The organism is Stenotrophomonas sp. YJH_SMC_46, assembly GCF_059370315.1.
In genome coordinates this window covers 326285-341272 of sequence record NZ_JCAFTO010000004.1, presented here as the reverse complement: position 1 = coordinate 341272, position 14988 = coordinate 326285, and the positions used below count along the sequence as shown (strand labels likewise).

Here is a 14988-nt window from a genome sequence, read left to right as displayed (position 1 = left end):
CTCAGCGCACCTTCAACGTGGCCAGGCCGATCAGCACGAGCACGACGGAGATGATCCAGAAGCGCACGATCACGCGCGGCTCCGGCCAGCCCTTCAGTTCGAAATGGTGGTGGATCGGCGCCATGCGGAACACGCGCTTGCCGGTCAGCTTGAACGAGGCCACCTGGATCATCACCGACAGCGTCTCGATGACGAACACGCCGCCCATGATCACCAGCACCAGTTCCTGGCGGGTGATCACCGCGATCGTGCCCAGCACCGCACCCAGCGCCAGTGCACCGATGTCGCCCATGAACACCATGGCCGGATAGGTGTTGAACCACAGGAAGCCGAGGCCCGCACCGGCGATGGCCGCGCAGATGATGACCAGCTCGCCGGCGCCCGGGATCTGCGGGATCTGCAGGTAGTTGGCGAACACTACGTTGCCCGAGGCGTAGGCGAACACACCCAGCGCGCAGGCCACCAGCACGGTCGGCATGATCGCCAGGCCGTCCAGGCCGTCGGTCAGGTTCACCGCATTGGAGAAGCCGACGATCCAGAAGTAGGCGATCGCCACGAAGCCGATGCCGGCCAGCGGCAGCGCCACCGACTTGAACATCGGGATGTAGAAGGTCAGCGCTGCCGGCACGTCGGCTGTATGGAACAGGAACAGGCCGGCAGCCAGGCCGAAGATCGACTGCAACAGGTATTTCCAGCGCGACTTCAGCCCGTTCGGGTCGCGGCGGACGATCTTGATCCAGTCGTCATACCAGCCGATGGCACCGAAGCACAGCATCACTGCCAGCACCAGCCACACGTAGCGGTTGCGCAGGTCGGCCCACATCAGCACCGACAGGGTGACGGTCAGCAGGATCAGCGAGCCACCCATGGTCGGCGTACCGGCCTTGGAGAAATGGGTCTGCGGACCGTCCTTGCGGATCGGCTGGCCGCCCTTGAACTGGGCAAGCTTGCGGATCATCGCCGGGCCGAGCCACAGCGACAGGAACAGGGCCGTCAGCGCGGCAAGGATGGCGCGGAACGTCTGGTAGTTGAACAGCCCGAACAGGCTCTCCAACTGCTGCAACCATCGAGCCAGTTCATACAACATGCGGGGATTCCTCTCCTTGCGCCAGCAGCGCTTTGACAATCGTGTCCATGGCGCTGCCACGGGAACCCTTGACCAGGCAGCGCACGCCGGCGTGCAGCTCGTCCTTCAGCGCCTTCGACAGCGCGTCATGGGTGGCAAAGTGACGGCCGCCTTCGCCGAAAGCGGTAGCGGCAGCGGCGCTGAGCGGGCCCAGCGCATACAGGCGCTTGAGGCCGGCCGACCGCGCGCGGAGCCCGGCCTGCGCGTGCAGCGCTCCGGCGTCCGGACCCAGCTCACGCATGTCGCCCAGCACCAGCCAGCCCTCTTCCGGCGCGGCGGCCAGGGCGTCGATGGCCGCGGCCAGCGAACCGGGATTGGCGTTGTAGCTGTCGTCCACCAGCACCGCGCCATTGCGCAGCAGATGGGCAATCTGGCGGCCCGGTACCGGCTGCGCCTCGGCCAGGCCAGCCGCGATCAGCGACAGATCGACACCGGCGGACAGCGCCAGGCTGGCGGCAGCCAGCGCATTGCTGACGTTGTGGCGACCCGGCAGGCCGAGCACCACGCGAGCCTCGCCGGCCGGCGAGACCAGGGTGAACTGGCTGCCCTGCGCACCTGCGCGGATGTCGCGCGCGGTCACATCAGCAGTATGTTCCAGGCCGTAGCGCAGCACGCGGCAGCGTGCCGGGGTACCGACGAAATGCTGTTCGAACCAGCGGCCGTAGGCATCGTCGGCGTTGATCACCGCCACGCCATCGGCCGGCAGTGCGGCATAGATTGCGCCCTTGGTCACGGCCACGCCAAGCAGGCTGCCCATGCGTTCCAGGTGTGCCGGGGCGATGTTGTTGACCAGGGCATAGCGCGGGCGGGCGATTTCGGTCAGGTAGGCGATATCACCCGGCTTGCCGGCGCCCATCTCGTAGACGGCGTAGTCGGCATCTTCCGGCGCATCGATCACCGCCAGCGGCAGGCCGATCTCGTTGTTGCGGTTGCCCGGGTTGGCGTAGACCACCTTGTGGGCGTGCTGGGCCACCTGCTGAAGGATCGACAGCAGCAGGCTCTTCACGCTGGTCTTGCCGTTGCTGCCGGTGATCGCGAACACCTCGGTGTCCCGGTCACGCTGCATGCCGGTGGCGATCTTCGCCAGTGCAAGCTCGCTGTCGGCCACCAGCACCTGCGGCAGCTCGACCGGCAGCAGGCGCTCGACCAGCAGCGCGCTGGCACCGCGCACCTGTGCGTCGGCGGCAAAGTCATGGCCGTCGAAGCGCTCGCCGCGCAGCGCCACATACAGGCTGCCCGGACCGAGGCTGCGGGTGTCATGGCTGACCGCGTCGATGGCCACGTCGTCGCCGTGGATCTCACCGCCGGCCCAGTGGGCGATCAGCGAAAGCAGAGTGCGCTTCACGCGGCACCCTCCCCGGCCTGCGCCTCTAGTACACCGGCCTTGGCCGCCAGTGCAGCGGCAGCCACCTCGGTGTCGTCGAAGTCATGGCGCACACCGTTCACTTCCTGGTACGGCTCGTGGCCCTTGCCAGCAATCAGGATGATGTCGCCGGCACCGGCACGCTTCACCGCCAGGCCGATCGCACGCGCGCGACTGCGCTGCACGGTCACGGCATCGGCATTCTGGAAGCCGGCCAGGATGTCGGCGACGATCACGTCACCGTCTTCGCCACGCGGATTGTCGTCGGTGACGATGACCTGGTTGGCCAGGCGCTCGGCGATCGCGGCCATCTGCGGACGCTTGCCGGTGTCACGCTCGCCGCCGCAGCCGAACACGCAGAACAGCGTACCCTGCAGGTGACCATGCAGGCTGCCCAGCGCTTGTTCCAGCGCGTCCGGGGTATGTGCATAGTCGACCACCACGGTCGGCAGGCCATTCTCGCCGCCGAGGCGGTTCATGCGGCCGCGGATCGGCTGCAACGCCGACAGCACCTCGGCGATGCGCGGCAGCGGCTGGCCCTGCGCATGCAGGGTACCGGCCACCGCCAGCAGGTTGTCCACATTGAAGCGGCCCAGCAGCGGCGAATGCACGGCCGCGCGCTGGCCGTCGATGACCAGTTCAAACGCAATGCCACGACCATCCAGCTGCAACGCTTCGGCGCGCACGCTGGCATCGCTGGCACCACGCGAACTCAGGCCGATCGGCTGCATGCCCACCGGCAGGCCGGCGAACAGCTGGCGACCGAAGGCGTCGTCCAGATTGATCACCGCTGCCTTCAGGCCCGGGCGATGGAACAGCCGCGCCTTGGCCGCGCCGTAGCTGGCCATGTCGCCGTGGTAATCCAGGTGATCGCGGGTGAGGTTGGTGAACACCGCCACGTCGTAGTGCACGGCATCGACGCGACCCTGGTCCAGCGCGTGCGAGCTGACTTCCATCGCCACCGCGCGCGCACCTTCGTCGCGCAGCTGCGCAAGCAGCGCATGCATCTGCAGCACCAGCGGCGTGGTGAAACCGGTCGGTTCAACTGCACCATAAAGTCCGGCGCCCAGCGTGCCGATACTGCCACTGGGCGTGCCGAGCAGGTGCCAGGCCTGGGCCAGCAGCTGCACGGTGGAGGTCTTGCCGTTGGTGCCGGTCACGCCCACCATCGCCATCGCCCGCGACGGCGCGCCATGGAACTGGTCGGCCATCGCACCCATGCGTGCGCGCAGGCCCGGCACGGCGATCGCATCGGCTGGCGCCGGCAGTTCGGCCGGTGCCGGGGGCTCGAACAGGATGGCGCTGGCACCGGCCGCGCGGGCCTGCTCGACAAAGTTCAGGCCATGCGCGCCGAAACCGGCGATGGCGACGAAGGCATTGCCGGGACGCACGGCGCGGCTGTCCAGCGCCAGCCCGGTCAGAACGGGATCATGGCCCGCCAGGGCCACGTCCGGAAGCAACTGCGAAAGCAACATCGAAGGACTCATTGCGTGCCTCCCGTAACGGGGGGCGTCTGGGCGTGCGCGCTCGGCAGCGCAGCATCGAATTCAGCGGCGGCATCCACCGGCAGCGCGGTCTCGGCCGGCGGCGCGGGCAGGATCGAGGCCGAGTGGCCGACCTTGCCGGACTGCTGTGCGGCCAGCCACGACTGCAGGTCATCCAGCGGCACGTCCATCAGGCGCAGTGTGCCTTCCATCACGTTGTGATAGACCGGCGCCGACACCAGGCCGCCGTAGAACTTGCCGGCCTGCGGATCGTTGATGACGATGACGGTGGCGAAGCGCGGGTTGGTGGCCGGCACCACACCGGCAAACAGCGCGTTGTAATGGCCACGCTCGTAACCACCCGGGCCGGTCTTGCGCGCGGTACCGGTCTTGCCGGCTACGCGGTAACCCAGCACCGCTGCCTGCTTGGCGCCGCCCTGGGTGACCACCGTTTCCATCATCGCCACCACCTGCCTGGCGACGCTCTCGTCGATGATCTGATGCGCTTCGTTGCGCTGGCCCTTGACGAAGGTCGGCGCGATCAACTTGCCGCCATTGGCCAGCGCCGAGTAGGCGGTGGCGATCTGCAGCGGTGTCACGTTCAGGCCGTAGCCGTAGGACATGGTGGTCTTGGTGGCACCGTCCCAGTTGGCCGGGCGCCGCACCACGCCACCGGATTCACCCGGGAACCCGCTGTGCGGCACCGAGCCGTAGCCGAAACGGCGCACGCCGTCATAGAACACCTGGTCCGGCATCTTTGCCGCGACCTTGGCCGCGCCGATGTTGGAACTGCGGGTGATCACGCCGGTTACGTTCAGCACGCCGTTGTTGCGCGGCACGTCGCGGATGGTGAAGCGGGCCACCTGCATGTAACCCGGGTTGGTATCGATGATGGTGTCCTTGGTCACCGCACCGGCCTGCAGCGCCGTGGCAATCGTCAACGGCTTCATCGTCGAACCCGGCTCGACCAGGTCGGTCACCGCACGGTTGCGGCGCGCATCGGGCAGCGCGCCGGTCAGCGAATTCGGGTTGTAGGTGGGCAGGTTGACCATGGCCAGGATCTCGCCGGTGTTCACGTCCATGATCACCATCGAACCGCCGGCGGCCTTGTTCGCCACCAGCGCGTTGCGCAGTTCCTTGAACGCCAGGTACTGGATGCGGCGGTCGATGCTGAGGGTCAGGTCCTTGCCCGGTTCGGCGGCGCGCAGCAGATCGCTCTCGACGGTTTCGCCCTTGCGGTTGCGGATGACCCGCTTCGCACCGGCCTTGCCGCGCAGCCATTCGTCGAAGGCCAGCTCCAGGCCTTCCTGGCCGCGGTCGTCAATGTTGGTGAAGCCCAGCACGTGCGCCATCGCTTCGCCCTGCGGGTAGAAGCGGCGGAACTCGCGCTGCGCGGCCACGCCCGGAATCTTCAGCGCGACCACCTTTTCTGCCTCGTCCGGATTGATCCGGCGGCGCAGGTACATGAATTCCTTGTCCGACTTCTGCGACAGGCGGCTGCTCAGCTCGTCCACCGACATGCCGACCGCCTGGGCCAGCTCCGGAATGCGCTCGGGCGAACGCAGCAGGTCCTGCGGATTGACCCAGATCGAGGCGACCGGGGTGGATACCGCCAGCGGCTCGCCGTTGCGGTCGGTGATCATGCCGCGCGAGGTCTTGATCGGCAGCTCGCGCAGGTAACGGGCCTCGCCCTGGCGCTGGTAGAAGTCGCTGTTGATGATCTGCACGTAGGCGGCACGACCGACCAGCGACACCGAGCACAGGCCGAGCGCCAGCGCCACCCAGCGCAGGCGCTGGCGCAGGTTGAAGGCGTTGCGCGGGCGGTTGCGGCCGGTCTTGCTCATGGCCGCACCACCACGATGTCGGCGGCCTCGGGGAACTTCATGCCGAGCTTCTCGCGGGCGATGCGATCGACACGGTTGGCTTCGGCCAGGGTGGCCTGTTCCAGCTGCAGGCGGCCGAATTCCAGATTGATGTCATCGCGCTTGCGCTCGGCGCGCGACAACTCGATGAACGTCTGCCGGTGACGGTGACGCACGAACACGACGCCGATCGCCGAGGCCACGGTGGAAGCCAGCAGGATGATCAGCAGCAGCCGGCTCATGCATCGGCCTCCCGCTTCTGGGCCACGCGCAGCACGGCGCTGCGGGCGCGCGGGTTGGCGGCCAGCTCTTCGTCGGTGGCCTTGATGGCACCGCCGATCAGGTCCAGCGTCGGCACGAACGCGACCGCCTCGGGCAGGCGGCGGTTGGCCGGCGGCGCCTTGGCCAGGCGGTTCATGTACTGCTTGACGATGCGGTCTTCCAGCGAATGGAAGCTGATCACCGCCAGGCGGCCACCGGGCTTGAGCCGTTCCACCGCCGCATCGAGCCCGGCTTCCAGATCGGCCAGCTCGCGGTTGATGTGGATGCGGATGGCCTGGAAGCTGCGCGTGGCCGGGTGGATCTTGTCCTTGCCACGCGGCATCACCGAGGCGATCAGCTCGGCCAGTTCGGCGGTGCGGGTGAACGGCTGCTTCTCGCGGCGGGCCACGATGGCACGGGCGATGCGGCGGCTCTGCCGCTCTTCGCCGTAGGTCCACAGCACGTCGGCAATCTCGCGGTCTTCCACGCGGTTGATCCACTGCGCGGCGCTTTCGCCGCTGTCCGGGTCCATGCGCATGTCCAGCGGGCCGTCCTTGCCGAAGCTGAAGCCACGTTCGGCCACGTCCAGCTGCGGCGACGACACGCCCAGGTCGAACAGCACGCCGTCCAGGCCTTCGGCCGTCGCATCCCACTGCAGCAGCTGGGCGAAGCTGCCACGGAAGATGGACACGCGCGGGTCCGGCGCGAAATCGCGCTCGGCAACGGCAATGGCTTCCGGATCCTTGTCCATGACCAGCAGGCGCCCCTCGGGACCAAGCTGGGTGAGCACGCCACGTGCATGACCGCCACGACCGAACGTGCCATCCAGATAACGTCCGTTTTCGATCACCCTCAGGCCTTCGATGACCTGGGTGTACAGGACCGGCAGGTGCACCGCCGGCGACTGCGACACCGGAAGGTGACCGGCCTGCGCTTCTGGGCGCATCCGGGCACCCCGGCTCACAACTTCAGGTCGAGCAACCCATCACCCAGATCCTCGTCAGACAACGTCTGCTGGATCAGGGCCCGATGCGCCTGCTCGCTCCACAATTCGAACTTGTCGCCCATACCGAGCAATACCGCCTTCTTCTCAATGCCCACCGCACCGCGGTGGCTGGCGGGGATGCTGATGCGACCGTTGCCGTCGAGCTCCAGATGGGCGGCCGAGCCGACCAGCTTCTGCTGCAACAGGCGCACGACGCGCTGGGTGTTGGGCTTGGACATGACGTCGTCGCGGACCCGCTCCCATTCCGACTCTGCATACAGCCACAGGCAGCCGGCTTCGAACGGGTTGTAGGTCAGCACGAGACGGTTGTTGCTGGCGCGCGCGACGAGGTCGCGGTAAGCGGTGGGAACCGCCATGCGCCCTTTATCGTCAACTGTGATGGCCGTCTCGCCCTGGAACACGACGCGTGCACCTATCCTTCGCCCGGTGAAACATTGAACCACGAAAACCCACAAAACACCCGGATTTCCCTCTGATGCCCACCTTAGCAGCGGGCGAAGGGTTGTCAACAACTTTTCAGCGGGGAAATCGCCAGCCACATCAATGGCTTGCAACAACCTTTAGAGAATTGTTCAAGGCTTATCCACAAGTTGCTGATCCGTCTCAATTTTTGAGATTGAACGGAAGTTCAGGGCTGTGGACAGGGCGTGAAACACCTGCTGCGCATTCATCCGCGAGCGCCCGGAAACGCCGCCGGACTGCGCAAACCATGCACAATGAACCCATGTGCCTGCTCGCTCTTGGCTGGATGCACCACCCGCGCTGGCGGCTGGTGATGACCGGCAACCGTGATGAGTTCCACGCCCGCCCCACCGCGGCGCTGGCCCCCTGGCAGGATGAGACCTCCGTCATCGGGGGACGCGACCTGCGCTCCGGCGGTGGCTGGGCCGGCGTCGGCGCCTCGGGCCGGATGGCGGTGGTCACCAACGTCCGCGACCCGCTGGCGGCCCAGACCGGTCCGTCGCGCGGGGCACTGGTGGCCGACTTCCTGCGCGGCCGCGACCCGGCGACCGTGCATATTGATCGCTTGGCGACCGTGGCTGGCGCCTACGCCCCGTTCAATCTGTTGCTGGCCGATAGCAACAGCCTGGAGTACCTGGGCAACCATCCCGCCGAACGGCAGACGCTTGGCCCGGGCGTGCATGGCATGTCCAACGGCGCGCTGGACGCACCCTGGCCGAAGACCCGACGACTGATGGCCGCGCTGTCGGCATGGCTGGAAGCGGACGGGGTCAGATCCCTTTCGCAACGCGAAAGGGATCTGACCCCAGACCTGACCCCGCTCTGGGCCGCCCTGGCGGACGAACATCGCCCCACCGACAGCGACCTGCCCGACACCGGCATCGGACTGGAACGCGAGCGCTGGCTGAGCCCGGCCTTCATCCGCGGCGACGACTATGGCACCCGCGCCAGCACGGTGCTGCTGATCGATGCCGAAGGGCACGGGCAGATCCACGAGCGTCGCTTCGGCCCTCAGGGTGTCGCCCTCGGCCAGAGCCAGGTCGATTTCTGACCCTGTACCTGTTTCCTGTGTCTATAAATGTCTGCACGCACGCCACACGATGACCCGGCGCGGTTCTGCCGCGCGCCTCACCGATCCACAGGGAGTCATCGATGCGCCGTGTTCTCGTACTTGTCGTCACCCACCTGCTCGCCCTCGGCCTGGGCTTCGGCCTTGGCATCTACCTGCTGCCGATCCTGATCGCTCCCGACGACCCGCCGGTCGCGCAGGTACAGGCGGCGATGGGCGACGCCCGTTACCACACCACCTTCCGTCGCGACCTCAAGGGCAGCGACGCCGTGCACTGGGCCGACGGCAAGGTCAGCGTCAGCCCGCGCCAGGTCGCGTTCGACGGCAAGATGGGCCCGGGGCCGGACTACAAGGTCTACCTCGTGCGCGACTTCGTCGACAACAAGGCCGATTTCCTGAAGATCAAGGCACAGGCCCAGCGCATCGGCGAGGTGAAGACCTTCAACCGTTTCCTGGTGGACGTGCCTGAAAGCGTCAACGTGGACGATTACACCACCGTAGTGGTGTGGTGCGAACGGTTCGAGCAGTTCATTTCCGCCGGGCAGTACCGCACGCCGGGTTGAACAACATCCCAAGCATCTGGGCGAAGAGCAGCCGAGCATGGCTCGGCTCTACTGTAGAGCCGAGCCATGCTCGGCCTACCGTAAGAAAGAGGCGGAGCCGGCCGATAAGCCGGGTTCTGTCGTGGACAGTCATTCCTCTAGGCGTTACGTCACCGCAACGCTCAAGCAACCTACCCGGATCCAACGCGGGCCGCGCCAAAGGATCCCTATTTGGTCTTGCTCCAGGTGGGGTTTGCCGTGCCGGTCTGTTACCAGACTCGCGGTGCGCTCTTACCGCACCATTTCACCCTTACCGGCCTTCCGAAGAAGACGTAGGCGGTATCTTTCTGTTGCACTTTCCGTCGGCTTGCGCCGCCCAGGCGTTACCTGGCACCTTGCCCTATGGAGCCCGGACTTTCCTCGGCACCCCCGAAGGGATGACGCGACTGTCTGGCCGACTCCGCCAGCGCGCATTCTAGCGTACGCGCGCCTTTCCTGCCGTGCCGATCGCGGCGTCCGGTTCATCCATCCACGCGTGGCGTGGATCTACCGATGCCGCTGCCCTGGTGGGTGCGGATTCCGATCTGGTGGGTGCGGACCTTGGTCCGCACGATCCATCAACTGCCGTACAACGCCTTGCGCGGCGCACCGGTCAGTTCCGCGGCCAGCTTCGCGGCGGTCGACGGCGGCAGATGCTCGCTCAGCTTGGCGTAGACGCGGCGGCCATGCGCCAGCTGCGCTTCCTCATCGTCGCCGGCGCCCTGCACCATCACCACGAACTCGCCCTTGCGCTGGTTCTCGTCAGCTTCCACCTTCGCCAACAGGCCGGCCAGGTCACCGTCGAGCACGGTCTCGAACAGCTTGGTCAGCTCGCGGGCCAGCACCGCCGGGCGCTCGCCGCCGAAGATCGCGGCCATGTCGGCCAGCGACTCGGCGATGCGATGCGAGGATTCGTAGAACACCATCGTGCGCACTTCACCCGCCAGCGCCTGTAGCCGGTCGCGGCGGCCGCTGGCCTTGGCCGGCAGGAAACCTTCGAAGCTGAAGCGGTCGCTGGGCAGGCCGGCCACGCTCAGCGCGGCGATGGCGGCACAGGCCCCGGGAATCGGGCTGACCTTGATGCCGGCCGCGCGCGCGGCACGCACCAGGCGGAAACCGGGGTCACTGACCAGCGGGGTGCCGGCATCGCTGACCAGCGCCAGCGACTCACCGGCCTGCAGGCGCGACACCAAGCGCTGCGCCAGGGCCTCTTCATTGTGTTCATGCAGGGCCACCAGCGGCTGCTGGATGCCGAAATGGGACAGCAACTGGCCGCTGCGGCGGGTGTCCTCGGCACAGATGGCCACCACCGAACGCAGCACCTCCTGCGCGCGCGGGCTCAGATCGGCCAGGTTGCCGATCGGGGTGGCGACGACGTACAGGGTTGGGACACTCATTTCAGCGGTACTCACGGGGCAAGGGTAGAATCGTAGCGTGTACCCGGCCAAGGCCGCTGCCCTCATCGCATGGACCCGATCATGAACAAGCCCGCCGCACGGATCTCCGCCCTGTCGCTGTCGCTGATGCTGCTGGCCGGCTGTGCCACCACCAGCCTGACCAGCGCGCCCGAATCGCCGGCCCAGAGCCAGGCGTTGGCGCTGATCGAACAAGGCAAACCGCGCGACGCCGCCCTGCAGCTGGAAGCGCTGGCCGCAACCCTGAAAGGTGGCGCCCGCAGCAACGCCCTGGCCGATGCCGCCTGGGCCTGGCACCTGGCCGGCGACAGTGCCCGCGCGCGCAGCCTGCTCGGCCAGCTCACCGCCCGCCAGCTGTCCGGCGCCAGCCTGCAGCGCTACCAGCTGACCGGCGCCGAGCTGGCACTGGCCGACAAGCAGCCGGCGCAGGCCCTGGCCCTGCTGAAGGAACAGGGCGACAACGTCTTCCCCGCGCTGCGCACGCGCTGGCACGTAGCCCGCGCCAACGCGCTGCAGGGCACCGGCGATGCCTTCGGTGCCGCCACCGAGCGCGCCCGCGCCCACGCCAGCCTGACCGGCAGCGCACGCAGCGAGAACCAGGCCGCCATCGCCGGTCTGCTCGGTACGCTTGACGACGCCACCCTGCGCAGCCGTGCCGCCGCGCTGCCGGCCAACGACCCGCTGTACAACTTCGCCGGCCGCGCACTGATCGCGCGCGGCCTGCCGCTGCCGCGCCCGTTCGACCGCGATGGCGCCGCCCAGTTCGATACCAGCAAGCGCCCGCCGGCCATGAGCGACGGCTACCGTCCGCCGGCCAAGCTGGCCGTGCTGCTGCCGCTCAGCGGCCGCCTGGCCACCGCCGCGCAGCCGGTGCGTGATGGCCTGCTGGCCGCGTACTACGGCGAGACCCGCCGCCGCCCGGACATCAACTTCATCGACACCGCCGGTACCCCGGCCGGTGCGTTGGCCGCCTATGACAAGGCCGTCGCCTCCGGCGCCGACTTCGTGGTCGGCCCGCTGGGCCGCGACGAAGTGGATGCGGTCTATGGCCGCCAGCAGCTGCAGGTGCCGGTGCTGGCCCTGAACCGTGGCAAGGACGCGCCGCCGGCCGGCAGCGCCGGCTTCTCGCTGGCACCGGAAGACGACGGCATCGTCGCTGCCGAATACCTGCGTGGCCGCGAGCGCGGCAAGGCGTTGGTGATCAACAGCGCCGACGATACCGGCCGCCGTGCCGCCGCCGCCTTCGCCCAGCGCTTCGCTCAGCGTGGTGGCCAGGTGGTGGCCACCGTCGGCGTCAGCGACGCGGTTGGCGATGTCGGCGCGCAGGTGCGCAATGCCGGCCAGGTCGATGCCGTGTTCCTCGCCGTGCGCGCGCCGCAGGCCCGCCTGCTGGCGCCGCAGCTGGCGCTGGCCGGTGCCGGTGGCGCCACCCGCGTGGGCACCTCGCAGCTGACCGTCGGCAGCGGCAAGGTGGAAGAAGACGTGGCGCTGGACGGCATCGTCTACCCGAACGAAGCCTGGAACGTGCGCAGCGTGTCCGGCCTGCCCTCAGCCAGCCAGGTCGCCAGCACCCTGCCCAGCGCACGCGGTGCCGCCGGCCGCCTGTTCGCCTTCGGCGCCGATGCCTGGAAGATCACCGCCTACCTGGACAAGCTGTCCAACGAAGGCGGCCTGGACGGCGCCACCGGCACCCTGTTCCTGGACAGCAACGGCAACATCCTGCGCCAGCCGGCCTGGTCCACCTTCAATGGCGGCCGGCCGATGCCGATCGTCGGTGGTCGCTGAGCGCAGCCAACGGGGCTCGGCGGTGGAAGCCGCCGCCGAGGAGCATCTGCAGCAGGCCGGACTGCAGCCGCGTGCGCGCAACGTGCGTTATCGCGGCGGTGAACTGGACCTGGTGATGGACGACGCCGGCACCGTGGTCTTCGTGGAAGTGCGCTACCGCGCGCGATCCGATTTCGGTGGCGGTGCTGCCTCGGTGGATGTGCGCAAGTGCCGGCGCCTGGCGCATGCCGCGTTGTTGTACCTGCAGGACCATCCTGCGCTTGCCGATGCGCCTTGCCGTTTCGATGTGGTGGAAGCCACGGGCGAGCCGCCGCAGTTGAACTGGCTGCGCGATGCGTTCCGGCTGGATGATTGCTGATGTGTACCGTCCACTCTGGTAAAGGCCGACCTTGGTCGGCGCTTCTGTGCCAACCAAGGTTGGCACCTACCAGCGCGCAGCCTGGCCGGTACTACCTAGGTGCGTGACTGATGCCTTCGATCATCACCCATGCCGCTGTACCGCTGGCGCTGTGGTGCGCCGCCGATCGCGGCCGCATTCCGGCATGGCTGCTGGCTGCGGGTGTGGTCGCCGCGATGCTGCCCGACGCCGACGTGCTGGCCTTTGCCCTGCGCATTCCCTATGCCGATGCGTTCGGCCATCGCGGTGCCAGCCATTCGTTGTTGTTTGCCTGCGTGCTGGCGGTGCTGGCCGCGGTGTGGGCGTTCTTTGGTAGTCGCCGGCCTTGGTCGGCGGATGTGTGCCAACCAAGGTTGGCATCTACCGTACAAGCCGCTGTATTCGTCTTCGTCTGCGCCGCCAGCCATCCGCTGCTGGATGCGATGACCTCCGGCGGCCTCGGCGTCGCGCTGGCTTGGCCGTGGAGTGAACACCGCTTCTTCGCGCCGTGGCGCCCCATCCGCGTGTCACCGTTCGCGCCCCAGTTCTTCAGCGCGCGCGGCATCGCCACCCTGCTCTCTGAACTGCGCTGGGTCTGGCTGCCGCTGGCCGCCGCCGTTGTTGCCTGGAAACTGATCCAACCCGCCCCTGCCGTCCCGCGAGATCCGTCATGAGTACTGCCCTGCCCGCTGCCCTGGTTGCCGAACTGTCTGCCCTGCTGGGCGCGGAGGGCTGGCGCACGGATGACAACGCGCTGGAGGCGAACGCGCAGGACAACTCGTGGCGCCACCAGCGCCCCGCTGCCGTCGCGCTGCCCGCCAGCGTCGAACAGGTACAGGCACTGGTGCGCGCCTGCCGTGCACATCACGTGGCGCTGGTTGCGCGCGGCGCGGGCACCGGCACCACCGGTGCAGCCGTGCCGTTGCCGGGCAGCATCGTGTTGTCGTTCACCCGCATGGACCGCATCGTGGAGATCCGTGCCGGTGATCGCTGCGCCGTGGTGCAGCCCGGCGTGCTCAATGGAACGCTGCAGCAGGCGCTGGCGCCACATGGCCTGTTCTGGGCGCCGGACCCATCCAGCGCGGAGATCTGCAGCGTGGGTGGCAACCTGGCCTGCAACGCCGGTGGCCCGCGCGCGGTGAAGTACGGCACCAGCCGCGACAACGTGCTGGGCCTGGTCGCGGTCACCGGCACCGGCGAGGTGATCCGCTGCGGTGGCGCCTACACCAAGGACTCCACAGGCTACGACCTCACCCACCTGCTGGTGGGCAGCGAAGGCACGCTGGCGCTGATCGTGGAAGCCACCCTCAAGCTGACCCCACTGCCGGTCAGCCAGGCCGGCCTGCGCGTGCTGTACCGCGACGCCGATGCGGCGGCCGCTGCGGTGTCACGCCTGATGTCGCAGCCGGTGGTGCCCACGCGCCTGGAATTCATGGACGCCCGCAGCCTGGAGCTGCTGCGCCTCAATGGTGCCGAGGTGCCCGAGGCGGGCGCGATGCTGCTGGTCGAAGCCGATGGTGACCACGATACCCTGCCCTACCTGTTGCAGGCACTGGCCAGCGCCGCCGAAGGCGGCGGCATGATCGAACTGGACGTGGCAATGGAAGGCCGCGCACGCGACCAGTTGTGGGCCGCACGCAAGGCGCTGTCACCCGCACTGCGGACCGTCGCGCCCGGCAAGATCAATGAAGACGTGGTGGTACCGGTGTCGCGCATTCCGGAACTGGTGGCCGGCGTGCAGGCATTGGCACGCGAGTACACGCTGACCATCGTCACCTTCGGTCATGCCGGCAACGGCAACCTGCACGTCAACATTCTTTACCACCCGGACGATGCCGACGAGAACGCACGCGCGCATGCCGCGCTGCCGAAGATCTTCGAACTGACGCTGTCCCTGGGCGGCACGTTGTCCGGTGAGCATGGCATTGGTCTGGCCAAGCGCGATTTCATGGCGCAGGCGTTCAGCCCGGCCACGCTGGTGACGATGCGCGCGATCAAGACCGCGCTGGACCCGGATGGAATTCTCAACCCGGGCAAGGTGCTGCCGCCGGTGTGATGCTGGCCGGGCATGAACCGGCGCTACCAAGGCGTGCACCTGTAGAGCCGAGCCCACGCTCGGCTGCTCTTCGTTCAGATCACGATGCACCCGCGCTTCGCGCGGTGAGCCGAGCGTGGGCTCGGCTCTACAGGGGTCCGCG

Annotated in this window: 14 protein-coding genes and 1 other RNA gene; 6 read left to right on the top strand and 9 right to left on the bottom strand. The window is 67.9% G+C overall.

Annotated features, from left to right (window positions below; translation table 11 throughout):
- Position 1: 1 nt before the first annotated feature.
- From mraY to mraZ, 7 genes are read right to left on the bottom strand one after another with little or no spacing between them, the layout of a single operon-like run.
- Complete coding sequence (gene mraY / locus AC5P8C_RS15145) at positions 2 to 1087, bottom strand: phospho-N-acetylmuramoyl-pentapeptide-transferase (protein WP_019661070.1); 1086 nt, start codon at positions 1085 to 1087, stop codon at positions 2 to 4.
- A complete protein-coding gene (locus AC5P8C_RS15140; RefSeq protein ID WP_495219028.1) occupies positions 1077 to 2471 on the bottom strand; it encodes a UDP-N-acetylmuramoyl-tripeptide--D-alanyl-D-alanine ligase in 1395 nt (464 codons plus the stop codon). Before AC5P8C_RS15140 ends, mraY begins: the two co-directional genes overlap by 11 nt.
- Entirely contained in the window at positions 2468 to 3976 is a 1509-nt protein-coding gene (locus AC5P8C_RS15135; protein WP_019661068.1) for a UDP-N-acetylmuramoyl-L-alanyl-D-glutamate--2,6-diaminopimelate ligase, read from the bottom strand. Before AC5P8C_RS15135 ends, AC5P8C_RS15140 begins: the two co-directional genes overlap by 4 nt.
- Positions 3973 to 5817: a peptidoglycan D,D-transpeptidase FtsI family protein gene (locus AC5P8C_RS15130; protein ID WP_019661067.1), complete on the bottom strand. Its 1845-nt coding sequence runs from the start codon at positions 5815 to 5817 to the stop codon at positions 3973 to 3975. The genes AC5P8C_RS15135 and AC5P8C_RS15130 overlap by 4 nt, the downstream gene beginning before the upstream one ends.
- The gene (gene ftsL, locus AC5P8C_RS15125; protein ID WP_005412242.1) at positions 5814 to 6077 is read right to left on the bottom strand and encodes a cell division protein FtsL; all 264 of its coding nucleotides are present in this window, start codon (positions 6075 to 6077) and stop codon (positions 5814 to 5816) included. Before ftsL ends, AC5P8C_RS15130 begins: the two co-directional genes overlap by 4 nt.
- The gene (gene rsmH, locus AC5P8C_RS15120; protein WP_010481940.1) at positions 6074 to 7042 is read right to left on the bottom strand and encodes a 16S rRNA (cytosine(1402)-N(4))-methyltransferase RsmH; all 969 of its coding nucleotides are present in this window, start codon (positions 7040 to 7042) and stop codon (positions 6074 to 6076) included. The genes ftsL and rsmH overlap by 4 nt, the downstream gene beginning before the upstream one ends.
- Before the next feature lie 14 nt (positions 7043 to 7056).
- A complete protein-coding gene (gene mraZ, locus AC5P8C_RS15115) occupies positions 7057 to 7503 on the bottom strand; it encodes a division/cell wall cluster transcriptional repressor MraZ (protein ID WP_004143635.1) in 447 nt (148 codons plus the stop codon).
- A 323-nt stretch (positions 7504 to 7826) separates the two neighbouring features.
- On the opposite strand from mraZ, the gene AC5P8C_RS15110 reads away from it, so the two are divergent.
- Positions 7827 to 8615: an NRDE family protein gene (locus AC5P8C_RS15110; protein ID WP_495219066.1), complete on the top strand. Its 789-nt coding sequence runs from the start codon at positions 7827 to 7829 to the stop codon at positions 8613 to 8615.
- 101 nt (positions 8616 to 8716) lie between these two features.
- Entirely contained in the window at positions 8717 to 9196 is a 480-nt protein-coding gene (locus tag AC5P8C_RS15105) for a DM13 domain-containing protein (RefSeq protein ID WP_010481944.1), read from the top strand.
- A gap of 89 nt (positions 9197 to 9285) precedes the next feature.
- Here AC5P8C_RS15105 and rnpB read toward each other — a convergent pair.
- Together rnpB and rsmI are read right to left on the bottom strand one after the other, a co-directional pair.
- Positions 9286 to 9637, bottom strand: an RNA gene (gene rnpB / locus AC5P8C_RS15100) — RNase P RNA component class A.
- A 155-nt stretch (positions 9638 to 9792) separates the two neighbouring features.
- Positions 9793 to 10611 carry a 16S rRNA (cytidine(1402)-2'-O)-methyltransferase gene (gene rsmI / locus AC5P8C_RS15095; RefSeq protein ID WP_241873695.1) on the bottom strand — a complete coding sequence of 273 codons (819 nt, stop codon included), beginning with the start codon at positions 10609 to 10611 and terminating at the stop codon, positions 9793 to 9795.
- Between the two features lie 81 nt (positions 10612 to 10692).
- On the opposite strand from rsmI, the gene AC5P8C_RS15090 reads away from it, so the two are divergent.
- From AC5P8C_RS15090 to AC5P8C_RS15075, 4 genes are all read left to right on the top strand, one after another.
- On the top strand, positions 10693 to 12414 hold the full coding sequence (locus AC5P8C_RS15090; protein WP_019661062.1) for a penicillin-binding protein activator: 1722 nt from the start codon (positions 10693 to 10695) through the stop codon (positions 12412 to 12414).
- Positions 12404 to 12772, top strand: coding sequence for a YraN family protein (locus AC5P8C_RS15085; RefSeq protein WP_495219026.1), 369 nt, complete (start codon positions 12404 to 12406; stop codon positions 12770 to 12772). Before AC5P8C_RS15090 ends, AC5P8C_RS15085 begins: the two co-directional genes overlap by 11 nt.
- Before the next feature lie 110 nt (positions 12773 to 12882).
- Complete coding sequence (locus tag AC5P8C_RS15080) at positions 12883 to 13464, top strand: metal-dependent hydrolase (RefSeq protein WP_495219025.1); 582 nt, start codon at positions 12883 to 12885, stop codon at positions 13462 to 13464.
- Positions 13461 to 14846 carry an FAD-binding oxidoreductase gene (locus AC5P8C_RS15075; RefSeq protein WP_495219024.1) on the top strand — a complete coding sequence of 462 codons (1386 nt, stop codon included), beginning with the start codon at positions 13461 to 13463 and terminating at the stop codon, positions 14844 to 14846. Before AC5P8C_RS15080 ends, AC5P8C_RS15075 begins: the two co-directional genes overlap by 4 nt.
- The last annotated feature ends 142 nt before the right edge of the window (positions 14847 to 14988 follow it).